At 62.8% G+C, this 18,285-nt stretch carries 13 protein-coding genes; 11 read left to right on the top strand and 2 right to left on the bottom strand.

Annotated features, from left to right (window positions below; genetic code table 11):
• Positions 1-8 precede the first annotated feature (8 nt).
• Together tssB and tssA are read right to left on the bottom strand one after the other, a co-directional pair.
• Positions 9-518, bottom strand: coding sequence for a type VI secretion system contractile sheath small subunit (tssB, locus tag ACCC96_RS09560; RefSeq protein ID WP_007894500.1), 510 nt, complete (start codon positions 516-518; stop codon positions 9-11).
• A gap of 80 nt (positions 519-598) precedes the next feature.
• On the bottom strand, positions 599-1,624 hold the full coding sequence (gene tssA, locus ACCC96_RS09565; protein ID WP_413695671.1) for a type VI secretion system protein TssA: 1,026 nt from the start codon (positions 1,622-1,624) through the stop codon (positions 599-601).
• Between the two features lie 404 nt (positions 1,625-2,028).
• On the opposite strand from tssA, the gene tagH reads away from it, so the two are divergent.
• The 11 genes from tagH to ACCC96_RS09620 all read left to right on the top strand — a co-directional run bounded on the left by tagH (position 2,029) and on the right by ACCC96_RS09620 (position 18,246).
• Complete coding sequence (tagH, locus tag ACCC96_RS09570; RefSeq protein ID WP_413695672.1) at positions 2,029-3,471, top strand: type VI secretion system-associated FHA domain protein TagH; 1,443 nt, start codon at positions 2,029-2,031, stop codon at positions 3,469-3,471.
• Between the two features lie 75 nt (positions 3,472-3,546).
• Positions 3,547-4,053, top strand: coding sequence for a type VI secretion system lipoprotein TssJ (gene tssJ, locus ACCC96_RS09575; RefSeq protein WP_018927420.1), 507 nt, complete (start codon positions 3,547-3,549; stop codon positions 4,051-4,053).
• 16 nt (positions 4,054-4,069) lie between these two features.
• Positions 4,070-5,404, top strand: a complete 1,335-nt coding sequence (gene tssK / locus ACCC96_RS09580; RefSeq protein ID WP_305410547.1) for a type VI secretion system baseplate subunit TssK — start codon at positions 4,070-4,072, stop codon at positions 5,402-5,404.
• 6 nt (positions 5,405-5,410) lie between these two features.
• Positions 5,411-6,709, top strand: coding sequence for a DotU family type VI secretion system protein (locus tag ACCC96_RS09585; RefSeq protein ID WP_018927422.1), 1,299 nt, complete (start codon positions 5,411-5,413; stop codon positions 6,707-6,709).
• The gene (gene tssM / locus ACCC96_RS09590) at positions 6,706-10,206 is read left to right on the top strand and encodes a type VI secretion system membrane subunit TssM (protein WP_413695673.1); all 3,501 of its coding nucleotides are present in this window, start codon (positions 6,706-6,708) and stop codon (positions 10,204-10,206) included. Before ACCC96_RS09585 ends, tssM begins: the two co-directional genes overlap by 4 nt.
• Complete coding sequence (gene tagF, locus ACCC96_RS09595) at positions 10,203-10,853, top strand: type VI secretion system-associated protein TagF (protein ID WP_413695674.1); 651 nt, start codon at positions 10,203-10,205, stop codon at positions 10,851-10,853. Before tssM ends, tagF begins: the two co-directional genes overlap by 4 nt.
• A 12-nt stretch (positions 10,854-10,865) precedes the next feature.
• On the top strand, positions 10,866-11,585 hold the full coding sequence (locus ACCC96_RS09600; protein ID WP_026345928.1) for a PP2C family protein-serine/threonine phosphatase: 720 nt from the start codon (positions 10,866-10,868) through the stop codon (positions 11,583-11,585).
• Positions 11,582-14,614, top strand: a complete 3,033-nt coding sequence (locus ACCC96_RS09605; protein ID WP_413695675.1) for a serine/threonine-protein kinase — start codon at positions 11,582-11,584, stop codon at positions 14,612-14,614. Before ACCC96_RS09600 ends, ACCC96_RS09605 begins: the two co-directional genes overlap by 4 nt.
• Positions 14,614-15,330 (top strand): ABC transporter ATP-binding protein, encoded by a 717-nt coding sequence (locus ACCC96_RS09610; RefSeq protein WP_019650064.1) that lies wholly within the window; start codon positions 14,614-14,616, stop codon positions 15,328-15,330. Before ACCC96_RS09605 ends, ACCC96_RS09610 begins: the two co-directional genes overlap by 1 nt.
• Entirely contained in the window at positions 15,330-16,526 is a 1,197-nt protein-coding gene (locus ACCC96_RS09615) for an ABC transporter permease (protein ID WP_413695676.1), read from the top strand. Before ACCC96_RS09610 ends, ACCC96_RS09615 begins: the two co-directional genes overlap by 1 nt.
• Complete coding sequence (locus ACCC96_RS09620; RefSeq protein WP_413695677.1) at positions 16,519-18,246, top strand: formylglycine-generating enzyme family protein; 1,728 nt, start codon at positions 16,519-16,521, stop codon at positions 18,244-18,246. Before ACCC96_RS09615 ends, ACCC96_RS09620 begins: the two co-directional genes overlap by 8 nt.
• Positions 18,247-18,285 lie beyond the last annotated feature (39 nt).

Genomic DNA, 18,285 nt, shown 5'->3' on the forward strand with positions numbered 1-18,285 from the left:
CGTCCTGATTAAGCCTGAGGCTCGGCGGGCTTGGGCGCACTGGCAAGTGCCTGGAGCAGCGCCGGATCCTTGATGGCCTTCATGATGATTTCTTCGGCACCGGTCTTGCCGTCCATGTAGGTCAGCAGGTTGGCCAATTGAGTGCGCGCTTCGAGCAGCTTGTTCAGCGAGTCGACCTTGCGCGCCACGGCGGCCGGGCTGAAGTCGTCCATGCTTTCAAAGGTGATGTCCAGGCTCAGGTTGCCTTCGCCGGTCAGCTCGTTGGGCACGTGGAACGCAACGCGTGGCTGCATGGCCTTGAGGCGGGAGTCGAAGTTGTCCACATCCACTTCAAGGAACTTGCGATCGGCCACAGGTGCCAGAGGCTCGGCGGGCTTGCCGGCGAGGTCAGCCATAACCCCCATCACGAAGGGCAACTGAACCTTTTTCTCGGCGCCGTAAAGCTCGACGTCGTACTCGATCTGCACTCGAGGCGCACGGTTGCGCGCGATGAATTTCTGAGAACTTTGCTTCGCCACGTTGCTGCTCCTGGTCGCTCAAGCGACGGTGTTGGCGTCATCGGCGGTGCCGGTGACGTGACTGCGTGATCCGTACGCTTTTATTCGCTGTCTGGTCCGCGCAGGTTTTCAAATTGGCTGATGCCGTCGGGAATCAGGTTGCGCACGATCGCCGCGAAGTCGGCGTGCACCAGATTCTTTGCCCGGTTCAACAGCACCGGCAGGGGGCTGGAGGGCTCGTGACGGGTGTAATACGCAAGAATCCGGTCCAGGCTGCGCAGCACGTCGTCACGGTTGTTGATTTCGCCGGTGCTGGCGTTGCGCGGCGCGCTTGGCGCGGTGGGGTATTCAACCGGCGCGGCACTGTCGTCGCTGATGGCATCGGGCAGGGGGCTGTCGCCGTTCTGCGGGGCGAACTGGCCGAGAATCTGCAAGGCCATTTTGAGCGGTTGCTTCAACGGGCCAAGGTCAACGCCCTGGGCGGAGCCGACTTGTTCGCTGACGTGTTGTTCGATGGTCTCGGCGGCGCTACGGGCCTCGTGCAAGGCTTTGCGGATGATGTCCAACTGTTCGGGATCGCTGTCGAGGAACGCTCCGGCGAGTTGTTCGGCGCCGAGGTTTTCGTCAGGGAAGCTTTGCAGGCCGCTGGCGTTGGCGGCGGCGCGCAGGCTGACAGCGCCAAAGGTTCGCGAACGGGCCAGGATACTTTCGCGCAGCAGGCGAATGGTGGCATCGGACGCCAGGCCGGCGAGGGCATTGATGCGCACGGTGGGATCGTTGTCGTCTTCGGCATCCAGGCGTGGATGCAGGTCGGCCCAGTATTGCTTGAGCAATTCACTGATCAGCGTCAGGACGCGGGCCAGGCCGGTGACACCTTCCAGGGCAAGGGAGCTTTGCAAAAGGAAATGGGTGATACGCAGGTCTTTGCTGCGTTGCAACAAGTCCAGGCTTTGCTGCTGGATGCTGCGCCATTCAGGCGGTTCGGCAGGCAATATCGAATCGCCCATGCTGCGCTCGGGCTGGCCTTGGGAGTCGCGTTCCAGGCGCAAAAAGTCCGCGTCGTATTCCAGATCTTCGCCACAAGGCGAAGTCGCGGAAACGGCGGCGAGCAGCAAAGGCACTTCCACTGAAATTGATCTCCCTATCGCCCGAGACAGAATCGGGCAGTTCACACGTTAGTTCCAAGTGGAACTTCGCATGTTTCCTTGTGTGTAATGGCCCTTTGGATCCTCTATGATCTTAAAGTGCCATCATTGTATTCAAGAAAGTTGTTCATTTTTGGTGTAGTACTTATGGCTTGTCAAGGTAAGCTATTTCTCCTGTGTGACAGATGTGAGGTGCTTAACAACCCTTGCGACCGGTAGGTCCAGGAAGGTACTGACGCAGGCTTTTTGTCACGTAAACCGGTTAAGATCAGCAAATATGCTGGTAAAAAGTTGTTTTTGAGGTTGTTTGCAAGGTTTGTCGGCGAGTTCCGCGGGGATTGATCCCCTCATTCGCCGGCGCGCAAAGTGTGCAGCAAGGAGGCAAGATGCCGCTGTGTTTGACTATCACTAGTTATCACAAGATTACCCCTGGTCAATGCTCTGAAAAATCCATGGATCAGGGAGTGATGGCAATTGGCCGTAATTCTGATAATGACTGGGTATTGCCCGATCCAGAGCGCTTGGTTTCCGGAAAGCATTGCGTTATTCAATATAAAGATGGCCGATATTATTTAACCGATAACAGCACTAATGGTGTGGAATTGGTTAAGGCTGGCATTCGTCTGCGCAAAGGAAACAGCGAGCCGTTGCAAGATGGGGAAGTTATCCGCATAGGTGATTATGAAATCCAGGCGCGCATCGATTTCAATCTGCCGGTGACTGACAGCAACCCTTTTGCCGATTCGTCCAACAGCTTCGAGGCTCTGATGGGGCGTCAGGGCGCCGGCGTGGCTACGCCGACATCGTCGCCCATGACACCACCTGCACATTTCCAGGGTGTGTCGGCCATGGACACGCTGCCGGACTTGTTCGACTTTCTGGCACCGACCACCGTCCCGCCGGCCACCCAGTCCGACCATGTCCCGGCTGAGCAGCACGACTTCCGCCCACCGACCCCGATCCCCAACCCGACGCCCATGGCCGAGCCTGTGCCGCTGGCGTCGGCCCCAGCCCCAGCGCCGGTGATTCCGGAAGATTGGGACCTGTTCAGCGACAAGCCCGCGCCAGTGGCGGTTGCACCCCTGCCTGTCGCCCCCTTGCCTGTTGCAGAGGTTGCGCCGCCAGCGCCTCAAGTCAGCGTACCGGTCGAGGCACCGGTCGAGCCGCCACCACGGCACGAACCACCCGTGGCCATCGTCGAGCATCCGGTCAATCCGCCCGGCCCGGTCGACCATTCGCAACCCGACCTGTTACGAGCCTTTCTGCGCGGCGCCGGGCTGGATCAAGTGCGCCTGGAAAAGGCCCAGGCCGAAGCGCAGATGGAAAACATCGGCCGCAGTTATCGATTGATGGTCGAAGGCCTGATCGATGTCTTGCGCGCCCGCAGCAGCCTCAAGGGCGAGTTTCGCATTCAGCAGACGATGATTCAGCCGGTGGAAAACAACCCGCTGAAATTCGCTCCCAACGTCGATGAGGCCTTGCTGCTGCTGTTGCGCCACACCAATCAAGCGTTCATGGCGCCGGACCTGGCGGTGCGCGACAGCTTCGATGACTTGCGTGCCCACCAGTTGGCGGTGATGGCCGGTGTGGAAGCGGCGATCAAGCATCTGCTGGCGCGTTTCGAGCCGGCACAACTGGAAGAGCGCATGGGCAAGCCCGGTGGCCTGTCGAGCATTTTCAATGGTTCACGACAGGCCCAGTACTGGCAGCAGTTCACCGAGCTCTACAGCAATATTTCCCGTGAGGCCCAGGAGGATTTCCAGGACCTGTTCGGTCGGGAATTCAGCCGTGCCTACGAAGAACACAGTGCAAGACAACGCCGCCGCTGAGCGTGGCCGTTGCATAACGGCATTCAGAGCAAAGAACGGAACAACGGACAGCTGAAACGTCATTGAGGACGCAGGATGATTCACAGGTTTTTACTCGCAGTCGCCACCGCGCTTCTGCTGACCGCGTGTGCCAAGGAGGCCACCAAACCCCAGCCCGAAGAGGCTGAGGCCGACACGGCCGCCGTCGAGTTGCACTTTCACGCCATCGCCGGGCTCAACCCCGGAGCCACTGGCCAGCCGGCCCCGGTCCGGGTGCGCATTTTCGAATTGAAAAATGCCGCCACCTTCGGTCGTTCCGATTATTTCGCACTGGCCGAACGAGCCCAGGCGACGCTCGGTGCGGATCTGATCGACCAGGACGAAGTGCTGATCCAGCCTGGCCAGCAGTTGAGTCTGCAGCGTGACCTCGATCCGGCCACCCGCCATATCGGCGTGCTGGTGGGGTATCGCGAGCTGGATCAGTCGCTGTGGCGCACGGTGATGAACGTCCCGCCGCGCCAATACACCGAATACCAGATCAGCCTCGACGTGCGAGCCGTGCGCAGCGCCGTCGCGGTTCCCCCATCCAGCCCTGCCCAATAAACAATCGGAGCCCCCCATGTCCTGGAACAATCGCGTGGTCTGGTCGGAAGGCATGTTCATTGGAACGCAGCACTTCCAGCAGCATGACCGTTACCTGGAGAACCTCATCGACGCCCGGAGTCGCCCATTGTCGGCCGGTGCCTGGGGGTTTTCTGAGTTGCTGATCGACCAGGGCCTGCTGGCCCAGGGCAAACTGGCGATCATCTCGGCACGGGGCCTGTTGCCAGACGGCACGCCATTCAACATTCCCCAGGATGACCTGGCGCCGAGCCCGCTGAATATCGATGACAACCTGCGCGATGGTTTGGTGTACCTGGCCTTGCCGCTCAAGCGCGCCGGTGCGCGTGACACCGTTGACGAAGGCGAGGCCCTGGGTGCTGCGCGCTATGTGAGTCAGGTGCGCGAAGTACGGGACGACAACGCGCCGTTCGAAAACCAGGCGCCGGTGGCCGTGGGTTCGAGGGCACTGCGATTATTGGTCGCCCAGGATGGCATCAGCGACTACGCGGCCATCGGCCTGGTGCGAATCAAGGAGAAACGCGCCGACCGCGCCTTGGTGCTCGATGACACTTACATCCCGCCGCTGTTGGATGTGGTCGCCTCCACGCCCTTGGCTGCGTTTCGCAATGAGCTACTGGGCCTGCTTCATCAGCGTGGCGAAGCGCTCGCCGGGCGGGTGGTGGCGTCCGGTGCCGGCGGTGCCTCGGAGATTGCCGACTTCATGCTGCTGCAACTGGTCAACCGTGCCCAGCCGTTGATCCAGCACTTGAGCCACTTGAGCCCGTTGCATCCCGAGCGGTTCTACAGCGAGTTGGTGAGCCTGGCCGGGGAATTCTCGACCTTTACCGCTTCCGGGCGGCGACCGCAGGAATTCCCGCAGTACCAGCATGATGATCTCGCGCTGAGTTTTGCGCCGGTGATGCAAGCCCTGCGTGAGGCGCTGTCAATGCTGATCGACAGTAAGGCCACGCCGATTCCGATTGTCGAGAAAGCCTACGGCATTCATGTGGCCATGCTGGCTGACAAGACCCTGCTCGACAACGCCAGTTTTATCCTGGTGGTGCGTGCCGATGTACCTGCCGAGACCCTGCGCAGCCGCTTCGGCCTGCAGAGCAAAATCGGCTCGGTGGAACACATTCGCGACATGGTCAACCTGCAATTGCCGGGCATCGGCCTGCTGCCGCTGCCGGTGGCGCCACGGCAGATTCCCTATCACGCCGGCTCCACCTATTACGAACTCGACCGGGGCAGCGAGCATTGGCAACAACTGGCCAACTCCGGCGGTTTTGCGTTCCACATCGCGGGTCAGTTCCCGGGGTTGAACCTGGCTTTCTGGGCGATCCGAGGATAAACCGCGATGAATAACGACGATCGTACCCAGTTCATGCCGACACCCGGTGGCCGTGGCGCCGAGCCGGCCCGCCCGGACCCTGGCCGCGCCCAGCCCGCGCCACTGTCGATGCCGGCCGCGCCGCTGTTGACCGGCAAAGCCGAAGGTCTCAACCCCCTGGAGAGCGCCGCGGGCCCGCTGCTGGCTTTGCTGACCCGCTTGCGCAACACCATTGCCCACCCGGCACCGGCGAGTTTGCGGGCGCAACTACTGGCCTACCTGCGCCAGTTCGAGGAGCGCGCCGAGGCCGCCGGCGTGGTGCGCAACGATGTGTTGCTGGCCCGCTACGCCTTGTGCACCGCCCTGGATGAAGCGGTGTTGAGTACGCCGTGGGGCGGCACCGGTGACTGGGGCAAACAGAGCCTGCTGATTACCGTGCATAACGAGGCCTGGGGCGGGGAGAAGGTGTTCCAGCTATTGGAACATTGCCTGCAAAGCCCCCGCGAACGTTTGTATCTGTTGGAGCTGTTGTACCTGTGCATGTGCCTGGGTTTCGAAGGGCGTTATCGGGTCATGAATGATGGTCGCAGCCAACTGGAGGCGTTGCGTGAGCGCACCAGTGCGGTTATCCGCAGCGCCCGTGGCGAATATGAGCGTGAACTGTCGCCCCATTGGCGCGGCGTGACCGTGGCGCGCGATCGACTGGCGCAATTCATGCCGCCATGGATCGCGGTGGCCATCGGTGTGGCGTTGCTGCTGGCCCTGGTGTTCGGCCTGCGCTTGAAACTGGCCGCCGATGCCGAGCCGGTGTTTAAAAACATTCATGCGCTGGGCGAGATCCCGGTGCAGGCCATCGACCGTCCGGTGGTGCAGCCGAAACTGGTCGAGCGGCCACGCTTGGCCGGTTTTCTCGCTGATGAAATCAAGGCTGGCCGGGTGGCCGTGGAAGATGCCGTTGACCGTTCAGTGGTGACCATCCGTGGCGATGAGCTGTTCGCCTCGGGCAGCGCCAGTATCGTCGACAATTTCCAGCCGCTGATGCTGCGCATCGCCGATGCCATTCGCAAGGTCAAGGGCCAGGTCCGGGTGACCGGTCACAGTGACAATCGCCCGATTGCCACCTTGAGGTTTCCATCGAACTGGGCGTTGTCCGAGGCGCGGGCCACTTCGGTGCTGCAAATCCTTTCGGCCAAGACCGGCCAGCCCGAGCGCTTCAGCGCCGAAGGCCGCAGCGACACCGAACCGCTGGCCTCGAACGCTACGACCGAGGGCCGCGCACGCAATCGTCGGGTCGAAATCACAGTGTTGGCGGAGGGGGTCGAGTGAAGGCGTTTTTCAGTTTTATGACCCGCTGGGTCATTCCGTTGCTGGGGCTGATCGCCCTGAGCCTGATCATCTGGTTTGTCGGGCCGCTGCTTGAGCTCCTGGTGCCCGAAGGCCGGCGCTGGGCGCTGATCATTCTGCTGTTCGCGGTGTGGATCGCCTATCGAGTGTTTCGCATCATCCAGGCCCGCCGTCAGGCCGCCGAAGTCATGCGCAGCCTGGCGGCGCAAACCCCGCCGGACCCGACCAGCATCGCTACGGCCGAAGAGCTCGAAACCCTGCGCCAGCGCATGGACGAAGCCCTGACGCTGTTGAAGAAAGCCAAGCTGGGCGGCGACGAACGACGCAATCTCTACGAATTGCCGTGGTACGTGATCATCGGCCCGCCGGGTTCGGGCAAGACCACGGCGCTGGTCAACTCCGGTCTGCATTTTCCGTTGGCCGCGCAGTTGGGCGCCGGTGCGGTGCGCGGCGTCGGCGGTACGCGCAATTGTGATTGGTGGTTTACCGACCAGGCTGTGCTGCTCGACACCGCAGGCCGCTACACCACTCAGGACAGCGACGCGACGGTCGACAAGGCCGCATGGCTGGGCTTTCTGGGGCTGTTGAAAAAACAGCGGGCCCGTCGCCCGATCGACGGTGCATTTATCGCCATCAGCCTCTCCGACCTGTTGCTGGACAGCGATGCCGAACGCGCCGCCCATGCCGCTGCGATACGCCTGCGCATTCAGGAGCTGTACACCCAACTGGGTGTGCGTTTCCCGATCTACCTGATGCTGACCAAGCTCGATCTGGTGCCTGGGTTCATGGAGTATTTCGACACCCTGAGCAAGGAAGAGCGAGCCCAGGTCTGGGGCATGACCTTCGCTCTGGATGACGGCAAAAGCAATGACAGCCCGCTGGCCCATCTGCAAAGCGAATTCGCCGGTCTGGAGCAACGCCTGAACAATCGGCTGGTGGAGCGCTTGCAGCAGGAACGCGACCCGGCGCGACGCGATCTGATCTACGGTTTTCCACAGCAGTTCGGCGCGTTGAAGGATTGCCTGCAAAGCTTCCTTGAGGGCGTGTTCAAACCCAACGCCTTTGAAGAGCGGGCGCTGTTGCGCGGGGTGTATTTCACCAGCGGCACCCAGGAAGGCAGCCCGATTGACCGGCTGATCGGCTCCATGGCCCAGAGCATGAACCTGGACCGCCAGCACCTGGTGCGCCAGAACGGCACTGGGCGCAGTTACTTCATCGAAAAGCTCTTCAGCGCCGTGGCCTTTGCCGAGCGTGGGCTGGTGGGTGTCAATCCGAAAGTCGAACGTCGACGCAAGTGGATCGCCCAGGGCGTGCTGGCCTCGACCGTAGCCTTGGTGCTGGTGGTCGGGACCTTGTGGTGGGTCAGCTATCGCGCCAATCAGGCGTATATCGCGCAAGTCGATCAGAAAGTCGTGCCCTTGGGCCAGGCCGTGCAGAACCTCAGCCCGGCCCAGCGGGACGTGCTCGCCGTGTTGCCCTTGCTCAACGCAGTGAAGCACTTGGCCGATGATGCGCCGAACTGGGCCGAAGGCCTGGGTCTGTATCAGGGCGACATGCTTGAAGCCGAGTCCGGCAGCGTTTATCGCAAGCTGTTGATCGCGGTCTTCGCGCCGCGCTTGCTCACGCGTATCGAGGAGCAACTGCACGGCGGCGGCAATTCGGACTTCCTTTACGAAGGCTTGAAGGCCTACCTGATGCTCGCCGACAGCGAGCATTACGATGCTGATTTCATCAAGGCATGGATCGCCCTGGACTGGGACCGCAGCCTGCCGCGCGACTTGCCGGCCGAGCAGCGCGTTGCCCTCGGTGAGCACTTGCAGGCGCTGTTCGAACGCCATCCGCCCACCGCACGTCTCGACCCACGCCTGATCGACGATTTGCGCCGGCAGTTGCAACAGCTGCCGGTGGCCCAGCGTGTCTACGACCGGATCAAACGGCAGAAACTGCCGGACGGCATTGCGGACTTTCGTCTTAACGAAGCGGCCGGGCGCGATGCTGCGCTGGTGTTCAGCCGCAAGAGCGGCAAGCCGCTGGGCGACCCCTTGAGTGGCTTCTTCACGGCCAAGGGTTACCGCCAAGGGTTTTTGCTCACCAGCCTGAACCAGACCGGCACCTTGGCCGAGGAGCAGTGGGTGCTCGGTCGCGATCAGGCAGAACAACAGAACGTCGCCAGCCTGGCTGCCGATGTACGCCGTTTGTATTTCCAGGATTACCAGCGCCAGTGGGACGCCTTGTTGGCTGATATCGACTTCGTGCCGATCACCAGCGTGGCCCAGGCCGCCGATGTGCTGCGGGTGATTTCCGGGCCGACCTCGCCGTTGAAAAAACTGCTGGTGGCGGTGGCGAAGGAAACCGACCTGCAACAGGAAGAACGCCTGTTGGCCGCCAAGGGCGCGCCGGTGGAGGGCGGGGTCGACAAGCTCAAAGAGCGCCTGGGCACTTTGCTCGGCCAGGAGCAGGCGATGCAAAACACGCCTGAGGCCAGTGACGATCCAGTCACCGCGCATTTTGCCGAACTCAACCGCATCGTCAGCAAGAACGAAGGCGAGCCGGCAGCCATCGACGGCCTGCTGGCCGACATGAACGCCCTGTATGTGCAGGTCAGCGCCATGGTCGGTGCCAGCGGCGACGCCTTGCTTGGCGAAGCCAAGAACCAGGCCGCAGCGGCGGCGACGCGGGTCAGCCTCAACGCCGAGCGTCAACCGGCGTTGGTGCAGGGCCTGGTCAAGTCGGTGGTCAACTCCACCACCAACAGCATGATGGGTGGAGTACGCAATCAACTGAACGCGGCCTGGACCAGCGAAGTGGTGAACATCTATCGCCAGTCCCTGGCCGGGCGTTATCCGATGTCGCCAGGCAGTGCACGGGACGCGACCCTCGACGACTTCGGTCAGTTCTTCGGCGTGGGCGGGGTGATGGACAACTACTTCCGCAAATACCTGCAGCCCTACGTGGATACCTCGACCCAGGCCTGGCGCTGGCAACCGGGCGCCGCGCAGAAGCTCGGCATCGCCCCGGGCGTGCTGCAAACCTTCCAGCGGGCAGCGACCATCCGGGATGCGTTTTTCCGTTCCGGCGGTACCCAGCCGATGGTGCGCTTCGAACTCAAGCCCGTGGCCATGGATTCCACCATCACTCAGTTTTTGCTCGACCTCGACGGCCAGCAATTGAGCTACGACCACGGACCTAGCCGTCCGACCGCCATGCAATGGCCCAACCCCGGCAGCATCGGCGTGGTGCGGATCTCGATCATGCCGCCCACGGCCAGCGGTCGGTCCGGCATCACCCTGGACGGGCCCTGGGCCTGGTTTCGCCTGCTCGAGCAATCGGATCTCACCGCCGGCAACTCGCCGGACCGCTTCAACCTGCGGTTGCGGGTCGATGGCGCCAGCGCCTCTTATGAGCTACGGGCCAACAGCGCCTTCAACCCGTTCAAGAGCCGTGTGCTCAGCGGTTTCAGCCTGCCGGAGCGCTTATGAGCACGCCGGGCTTCTATGGAAAGTTGGCCAGTCGCGGGGACTTTGTCAGCCGTGGCTTGCCGCAGAGTTTTATCGGCCCCTGGGATTCGTGGCTGGCGGCGGGGTTGCTCGCCAGCCAGAGCCTTGGCGACCGTTGGCTGAATGCCTATCTGGTCAGTCCGCTGTGGCGCTTTATGGTCGCGCCCGGTGTGTGCGGGCCGCAGGCCGCCGTGGGGGTGGTGATGCCGAGCATTGATCGGGTTGGCCGGTATTTTCCGCTGACCGTTGCGGTGCTGCTGGATCACGACACTGATCCTGCGTCGGTGATAGGCGGTTCGGATAGCTGGTTTGAACAGGTCGAGCAATTGCTGTTGAGCACCTTGAACGTGGAGGCAAGCTTCGAGGCCTTCGGTGCAGGACTGGAGGCGCTGGGCAGCCCGGCTTATCTGCGACGCACCCCGAGCAGCCGTTTTGCCGGTCTGCACCGCTTTGATGTCACCGATCCGCAGGCGCGAATGATCGCCCTCGCCGAACAGGCCTGCGAAGGGGCCAGTGTGTGGTGGGGCCAGGGTTCGGAGCGCATCGCCCCCGGTTTATTGCGGTGCCAGGGCCTGCCGGCCGCCGCTGACTTTGCGCAATTTTTGCTCGGCCAAGAAGGTGTTGTGTAGATGTGTTCAAACGTGGGAAGGACCCTCAAGTCTGCAAGCAAAAGCCATGTCGGCATGGTCCGCCAGGTTAACGAAGACGCTTGCCTGGACCTGCCGCAAAAAGGCCTGTGGGTGGTCGCCGATGGCATGGGCGGGCACGCGGCGGGCGACTACGTCAGCAGTCTGATTGTCGACAGTCTGCGTAGCATTGCTGTGGGCCGTTCGCTGGATGAATACGTCGCGGCGTTGAAAACCGACCTGCTGCGGGTCAACGCCGCCGTGCGTGAAGAAACCGCCAACCGCGGCGTGACCATGATGGGCAGTACGGTGGTGGTGATGGCGGCGCGTGACTTGCGTGGGGTGTGTTTGTGGGCGGGTGACAGCCGCTTGTATCGCCTGCGTGACGGCCGGCTCAAACGCATCTCGCGGGACCACAGTTACGTCCAGGATCTGCAGGACAGCGGCCTGCTCAGTGAAGCCGAAGCCCGGGTGCACCCGCGGTCCAATATTGTCACCCGCGCCATCGGGGTCCAGGCACAGCTGGAGCTGGCGATGGTCGAGTTGCTGTTGAAGCCCGGCGACAGTTACCTGTTGTGCAGCGACGGGCTGAACAAAACCGTTGAAGATCATGAGATCCGCGAGGTGCTGGGCCACGACGAGCCAGGGGAAATCGCCAGCAGCCTGGTGTCCCTGGGCCTGATGCGCGGCGCTCCGGACAACATCACCGTCATCGTCGTGAAGGTGCCTTCATGAACCTCACCGCGAACATTCTGATCCCCGGCTACGACATCGACGGTGAGATCGGTGAGGGCGCCATGGCCAGCGTTTACCTGGCGACCCAACGCTCGCTGGAGCGCAAGGTGGCGTTGAAGGTCATGGCCGCCGCGCTGGCAGCCGATCCGAGTTTCTGCGAGCGCTTCCTGCGCGAAGGCAAAACCCTGGCGCGCCTGTCTCACCCGCATACGGTCACCATCCATGACATCGGCAATGTCGGTGAGCTGTATTACATGGCCATGGAATACCTGCCCAATGGCACGCTCAAGGAGCGCATTGCCGCCGGCCTGACGCCGGAGCAGGGCCTGATCTACATCCGCCAGATCGCCTCGGCGCTGGGCTATGCCCATGGTCTGGGGCTGGTTCATCGCGACGTCAAACCGGCGAACATTCTGTTCCGCGCCGATGGCACAGCGGTGCTCTCGGACTTCGGCATCGCCAAGTCGCTGGACGACCGCACCCAGTTCACCCAAGCGGGTTTCGCCGTCGGCACGCCCAGCTACATGAGCCCGGAACAGGCGCGCGGCCAGGACATTGACGGCCGGGCCGATCTTTATGCCCTGGGCGTGGTGCTCTACGAAATCCTCGTCGGCAAACTGCCGTACACCGGCAACGACGCGCTCTCTACGGCCCTGGCGCATTTGACCGAACCGATGCCGGAGCTGCCGGTGCACCACGGCCGTTATCAAGAGGTGCTGCGCAAGCTGTTGGCCAAGGATCCGGCCGAGCGTTTCCCGGATGCAAAGGCGTTGTTGCAGGCGCTGGATAATCTGCCCGGGGAATCGGTTGAAGCGACCACGATCCGGCCGTTGCCCCTTCCAATGAACAATGACCTGGCGGGACTGACGCCGGTGTCTATCGACATTCCGACGAGCCCTGCACAGCCACAACCCCAAGCCAAGCCTGTTGCGCCGACGGCGAAGTCGACGCCGCAATCCCCGGCCTCGGAGCAGCGCAAGGGACCGGTGTTCGCGCTTGCCGCTGTTGCGGTAGCCGTGGTGCTGGCCTTGGGCGGCGCGGGATATTGGTGGCTGTCCGGTGACGTCGAGGCGGACGCCAAGGTGCCAGTGGCTTCAGTGCCTCCAGTCAAAACACCGCCGCCAGCCGTGGCGCCACCGGTGACCCCCCCTGTGGCGACAGACGTCGATAATGGTCAGCGCCCGCTGCTGATGGCCGGCAAAAAAACCTTGTTCCAGCGGGTGCTCAGCAAGCCGGGAGCGAAACTCGCCAGTGAACCGGGGGCAGCACCTGACAAGGCCTTGCCGGCGTTTTCCGTGCTGTACGTCTATCAGCGCCAAGAGGTGGCCGGCAGCCCGTGGCTACGCGTCGGCGCCGCCACCGACGGGCGCAGTGACGGCTGGTTGCCAGCCGAACAAGTCAGCGACTGGAAGCAAAGCCTGGTGCTCAAGTTCACCGAACGCTCCGGCCGTGCGCCGGTGATGTTCCTGCGTCAGCCCGGCGAAGTGGAGCGGCTGCTGGCCGATCCGTCGGCTGCAAAAAACCTGTTGCTCAAGGCCCAGCAGAACCGTGAAGACAATCAGCAGGTGCTGGCCCTGGAGCCGGCCGCCAGCGCGGTGCCGCAGAACCAGTTTTATCTGTTGCCAATCTTTGATTCGCGCGAGAGCTTCGATGAAAACGGCCAGCCGGTGCAGTTGCTGAACGTGGCGTCCATCGACCCCGGCAATGCACCGAAGGCCACTGTCGGCAACACTGCGATCAGCGCCGCCAATGCCGATGCATTTCGCACCGCTGTGGTGTTGGTCGTCGACACCACGGTGTCCATGCAGCCCTACATCGATCAGGTCCGTGACGTGGTGCATCAACTGCAAACCCGCATCGCCGAGCGGGGCGAGCTGGACAGTGTCAGCTTTGGCCTGGTGGGGTTTCGAAACAGCATCCAGAAAACCCCGGGCCTGGAATACGTCGCCAAAACCTTGATCACTCTGGACCAGGGCCGCGACCCTCAGCGCTTCATGGACCTGGCGCGGCAGGTCAAGGCGTCCACGGTCTCGAGCCATTCGTTCAATGAAGATGCGTTTGCCGGCGTGATGGAAGCGGTCGAGGGCATGGACTGGTCCGGTTATGGCGGACGCTTGATTCTGTTGGTCACCGATGCCGGTGCGTTGCGCAAGAACGACCCGTATGCCGCCACGCAAATGAACGAGGCCGAAGTGCGTCAGGCCGCATTGGGCAAACAGATCAAAATCTACGCCTTGCACCTGCTTAGCGATGCCGGCAAGAAAACCCATGGCGGTGCGCAAAGTCAGTATCGCACCCTGACCGCCGACGCCAACCCGCAGATCGGCGATCTGTACATCCCGGTGCCGGGCGCCGATGTGCGCAAGTTCGGTGAACGGGTGGACGAGATCGGTTCGGTGTTTGCCGACCTGGTGCATCAGGTGCGCAGCAACAAGTCGCAAACCGTGCCGCTGCTGAGCGCTGCGCCGAGCCTGGCCGACAAATCGGCGGCCGTCGGCTACGCGATGCACATGGACTTCCTGGGGCGAAAAGCCGCCAGCCAGGCGCCGCAACTGGTCAGCGCCTGGACCGCCGACCGCGACCTGACCAACCCGGCACTGCCGGCGTTCCAGGTGTGCGTGATGCTGACCAAACTGCAGCTCAACGACTTGCAGCAATCGCTGAAACTGATCGTCGACGCCGCCCGCAAGACCCAGACCTCACCGAAGAATTTCTTCCAGGAAATCGCCAGTGCCAGTGCCTACATGAGCCGCGATCCCTCGGCCTTGCGCAAGGGCGGCAATCTGGCCGATGGCGGAGTTTTGGGGGAGTACCTGGAAGGACTGCCTTATCGCAGCAAGTCGCTGAACATGACCCAGGATTTGTGGCTTTCCCTGAGCGTGGCCGAGCAGGAGGACTTTATCGACGAGCTGGACTCGAAAATCCGCCTCTACGAAACCTTCCACAACGACCTGGCCAACTGGGTGCGTTTCGGCGATGCCGAACCGGGTGATGCCTTGTACCGCGTTCCATTGTCGACGCTGCCGTGATGCTGAACATGAACGCAGTGCACAAAAGCCGGGGCGCCGGCAGCCAGCGCTACAGCCTGGTGATTCCACGGCTGCAACTGCGTGCCGGTGAGCAACTGGCGGTGGTCGGTCCCAGTGGCTGCGGCAAAAGCACGTTGCTCGATTTGCTGGCGCTGGTGCTGGCGCCGGATCGGGCCGGGCAGTTTGATTTTGCGTCCGGCCAAACCACGACGGACATTGCCGGGCTGTGGCGCGCAGATGCGCAAAGTGCCTTGGCGAACCTGCGCAGCCGGCACTTGGGCTACGTGCTGCAAACCGGTGGCCTGCTGGATTTTCTGGACGTGCGCGGCAACATCGACCTGTCGCGCCAACTGCTCGGCTTGAAAGACGACGGCAGCGTCGATCGCCTGGCCGGGGCGTTGGATATCACCGATCAACTGGGCAAAAGACCGTGCGACTTGTCCGTCGGCCAACGGCAACGGGTGAGTTGTGCCCGCGCCCTGGCCCATGGGCCGCGCCTGCTGTTGGCCGATGAACCGACCGCTGCCCTCGATCCGCTGAACGCGGAACGCGTGATGCAGTTACTGGTGACCCAGGCTCGTGAACACAGCGTGTGCTGCGTCGTTGCCACCCACGACGAGTCACTGGCCCGCGCCAGCGGTTTGCAGGTGCGACGCATCAGTTGTCATCGCGACGTCGATGGCGGTGTCACCGCCACCCTTGGGGAGGCCTGCTGATGCGCGGCGCGCTGGTGGCTTCCCTGGCCTGGCAGGATTACCGCAACGATGCCTGGCTGTCGGCCTGCTCGGTATTGGCGCTGGTGGCGGTGATCGCGCCGCTGCTGGTGCTGTTCGGTTTGAAATTCGGCCTGGTCAGCAGTTTGACCGAGCGCCTGGAAAACGACCCGGCCACCCGGGAGATCATCCCCCTGGGTGGCGGCCGGTTCAGTGCCGCGTTTATCGAGCAGTTGAGCCAGCGCAGCGACGTGTCGTTCGCCTTGCCGCGCACCCGGCAGATTGCCGCGACAGCGGATCTGACCGCAGGCGCTTCGACGGTGACTGTGGAAATGATCCCCACCACCGCCAACGATCCGTTGCTCGGCAGTCTGCCGGTACCCCAAGGGCTGGATCAGGTGCTGCTCAGCCAGACCGCCGCCGAAAAGCTCGGGGCCAAGGCCGGTGATTGGTTACAGGCCGGTTTTGGCCGGCAGGTGGCCGGTCGTGGCGAGGCGCAGCGCACTCGCGTTCAGGTGCTGCAGGTTCTGCCGCTGGAAGCCTTCGCCAGGGACGGATTGTTCGCGCCGTTGACGTTACTGGAAGCGGCTGAAGATTACCGGGACGGCCGCGCCGTGCCTGCGTTCGATTGGCCAGGTGATGCGGTGGGCGCGACGGAGCAGCGGGTATATCCGGCGTTTCGCCTGTACGCCCGCAGCCTCAAGGATGTCGAACCGCTGCGCCAGTACTTCGCTGCGCAGAACCTGCTGGTCTCGACCCAGGCCCAGGCCATCGCCCAAGTGCAATCGCTGAGCCGCAACCTGTCGATCGTGTTCTGGATCATCGCCGGATTAGCCGTGGCGGGAGCGTTCGCGGCGATTTTTGCCGGGGCACTGGCGGCGGTCGAGCGCAAGCGTCGAGCGTTATCGGTGCTGCGCTTGCTGGGGTTTTCCACGGCGGCGTTGCTGTTGTTTGTGGTGGTGCAGGCGCTGTACAGCGCCGGCCTTGCCGCCCTGTTGAGTGCCGGGCTGTATGGCCTGGCGCAATCGGGCCTGAACCATTTATTTGCGCAGATGCCGGGCGAGTACGCCAGCCATCTGCTGGCGCGTCACTACGCGTTGGCCCTGGCGGCAGTGCTCGGCGTCAGTGCCGTGGCGGCAGTCTGTGGTGGCTGGCGAGTGGCGCGTATCCAGGCGTGTGAAGGAATCCGAGATGTATAAGTTACTGGGCGCCGCCGTGGCGCTGAGCCTGGCCGGCATGGTCTGGGCTGATGAAGGCACCGACAAGCTGGACAACCCCAAGCCGTTGCCCGATGACGTCAGCCTGCCGCTGCCGTGCGAAGGGCAGATGGTGTTCCGTTACGTCTACATCCTGGCCCAGGGCAGTCTGGACGACCGCGAGATCAGCCTCGGTTACCCGTTCAGCGAAGGCGAGGCCGGCTATCAGCAGTCGTTCATTTCCGGTTATCGCCGGGACTTCATCAATGGCCAGTTCACCCTCAAGGATCTGCCCAAGGACTGGAGTAAAAGCATCACCCCGTTGATGCCCAAGACCGACGCCAACACCCCGCTCAAACCGATGCTCTATTTCATCGGCAAATACGAAGTCACCGCCCGCCAATACGCGCAGGTCATGGCCCAGGCGCAATCGTTGGCCAGCGGTGAACCAGCGCCAGCCTGCGAGGCGTTGCAGGCTGAAATTCCGCAAGGCATGGCCGGGCGTTTGCCCAAGGTGAAGCTGTCGCGATTCGAGGCGGAACGCTTCTCGGCGGTGTACAGCGCCTGGCTGATGAAATACCACAAGGACCTGCTGCCGGTGAGCGGTCGCGGCACCTCGGCAGAGGAGGGCGGGCTGGGTTTTGTGCGCTTGCCGACCGAAGTCGAATGGGAATTTGCTGCCCGTGGCGGGCAGGCCGTCAGCCGTCAGGACCTGGAAGGGCGCCTGTTTCCCCGGCGCCTGGACGGCAGCGAAAGCGACGGACCGCTGGCCGATTGGGCGGTCTTCAATCAGGTCGCCGGCGGCACCGGTCAGGCCGCGCGGTTGATGCCGATCGGTACCAAACTGCCAAACCCCATTGGCTTGTTCGACGTGATCGGCAACGCCGCCGAAATGGTCCAGGAGTCCTTCCAGCTGGTGCACGCCGGACGCCGCCAGGGCACCTACGGCGGCTTCGTGGTCAAGGGCGGCAATTACCTGGAAGGCGAGGGCACCTTGTTCACCGGGATGCGCCGCGAGTACTCGCTGTTCGCCGCCGACGGCACCGAGCAACACAACGAAACCACCGGGTTCCGGGTCGCGATTGGTGCGTTGTCGGCGCCCCGTTCGCGCTACAAGGAACTGTTTGCCCAATGGCAGAAAGAAGGTCGGCTGGCTTCGCTGACCGATGCCATCGATGACGCCCAGGACCCGACCAAACGCCTGGACAGCATCATTGCCGCCAGCGTCGATCCGCGTTTGCAAGCCGAGTTGGGGCTGGTCAACGAAGAGCTCAAGCGCAACGTCTCGCTCATCGCCCAACAGCGCGAGGAAGCGGCCGGCAACCTGATCCAGTCGGCGGCCCTGGTGGCCGAGACCGTCAACAACTACAACATTCGCCTGACCAATTTGCAGAAGAGTCGCCAGCAGGCCGTGGACGCCAAGGACGAGGCCAGCGCCAAGCTGTTCGCCATGGCCATCGACAACGGCCGCAGCGCGCTGGACGGCGCGGTGGCGATCTACATCGACAACCTGGCGACTGGCACGCGCTACACCGATGCCGTGATCCAGGCGCAGTTTCAACGCATCAAGGAAGAGTTGGAGCGCAAGCCGGTACTGGGCAAGAGCCTGGTGACGCGCGCGACGTTATTCGTTCGCCATGTCGGTGATTATCGTCAGCAACGACGAGCCGATCCGGCGGCGATATTGAAGGAATTGCTCGCATCGAACGCTCAGCGGTCTTGATCGTTCGTTGTACAGCGAGCTTGGAAGGGACTCAGGCGG

This window comes from Pseudomonas sp. Pseusp11 (assembly GCF_047304405.1).
In the GTDB taxonomy this organism is placed as follows: domain Bacteria; phylum Pseudomonadota; class Gammaproteobacteria; order Pseudomonadales; family Pseudomonadaceae; genus Aquipseudomonas.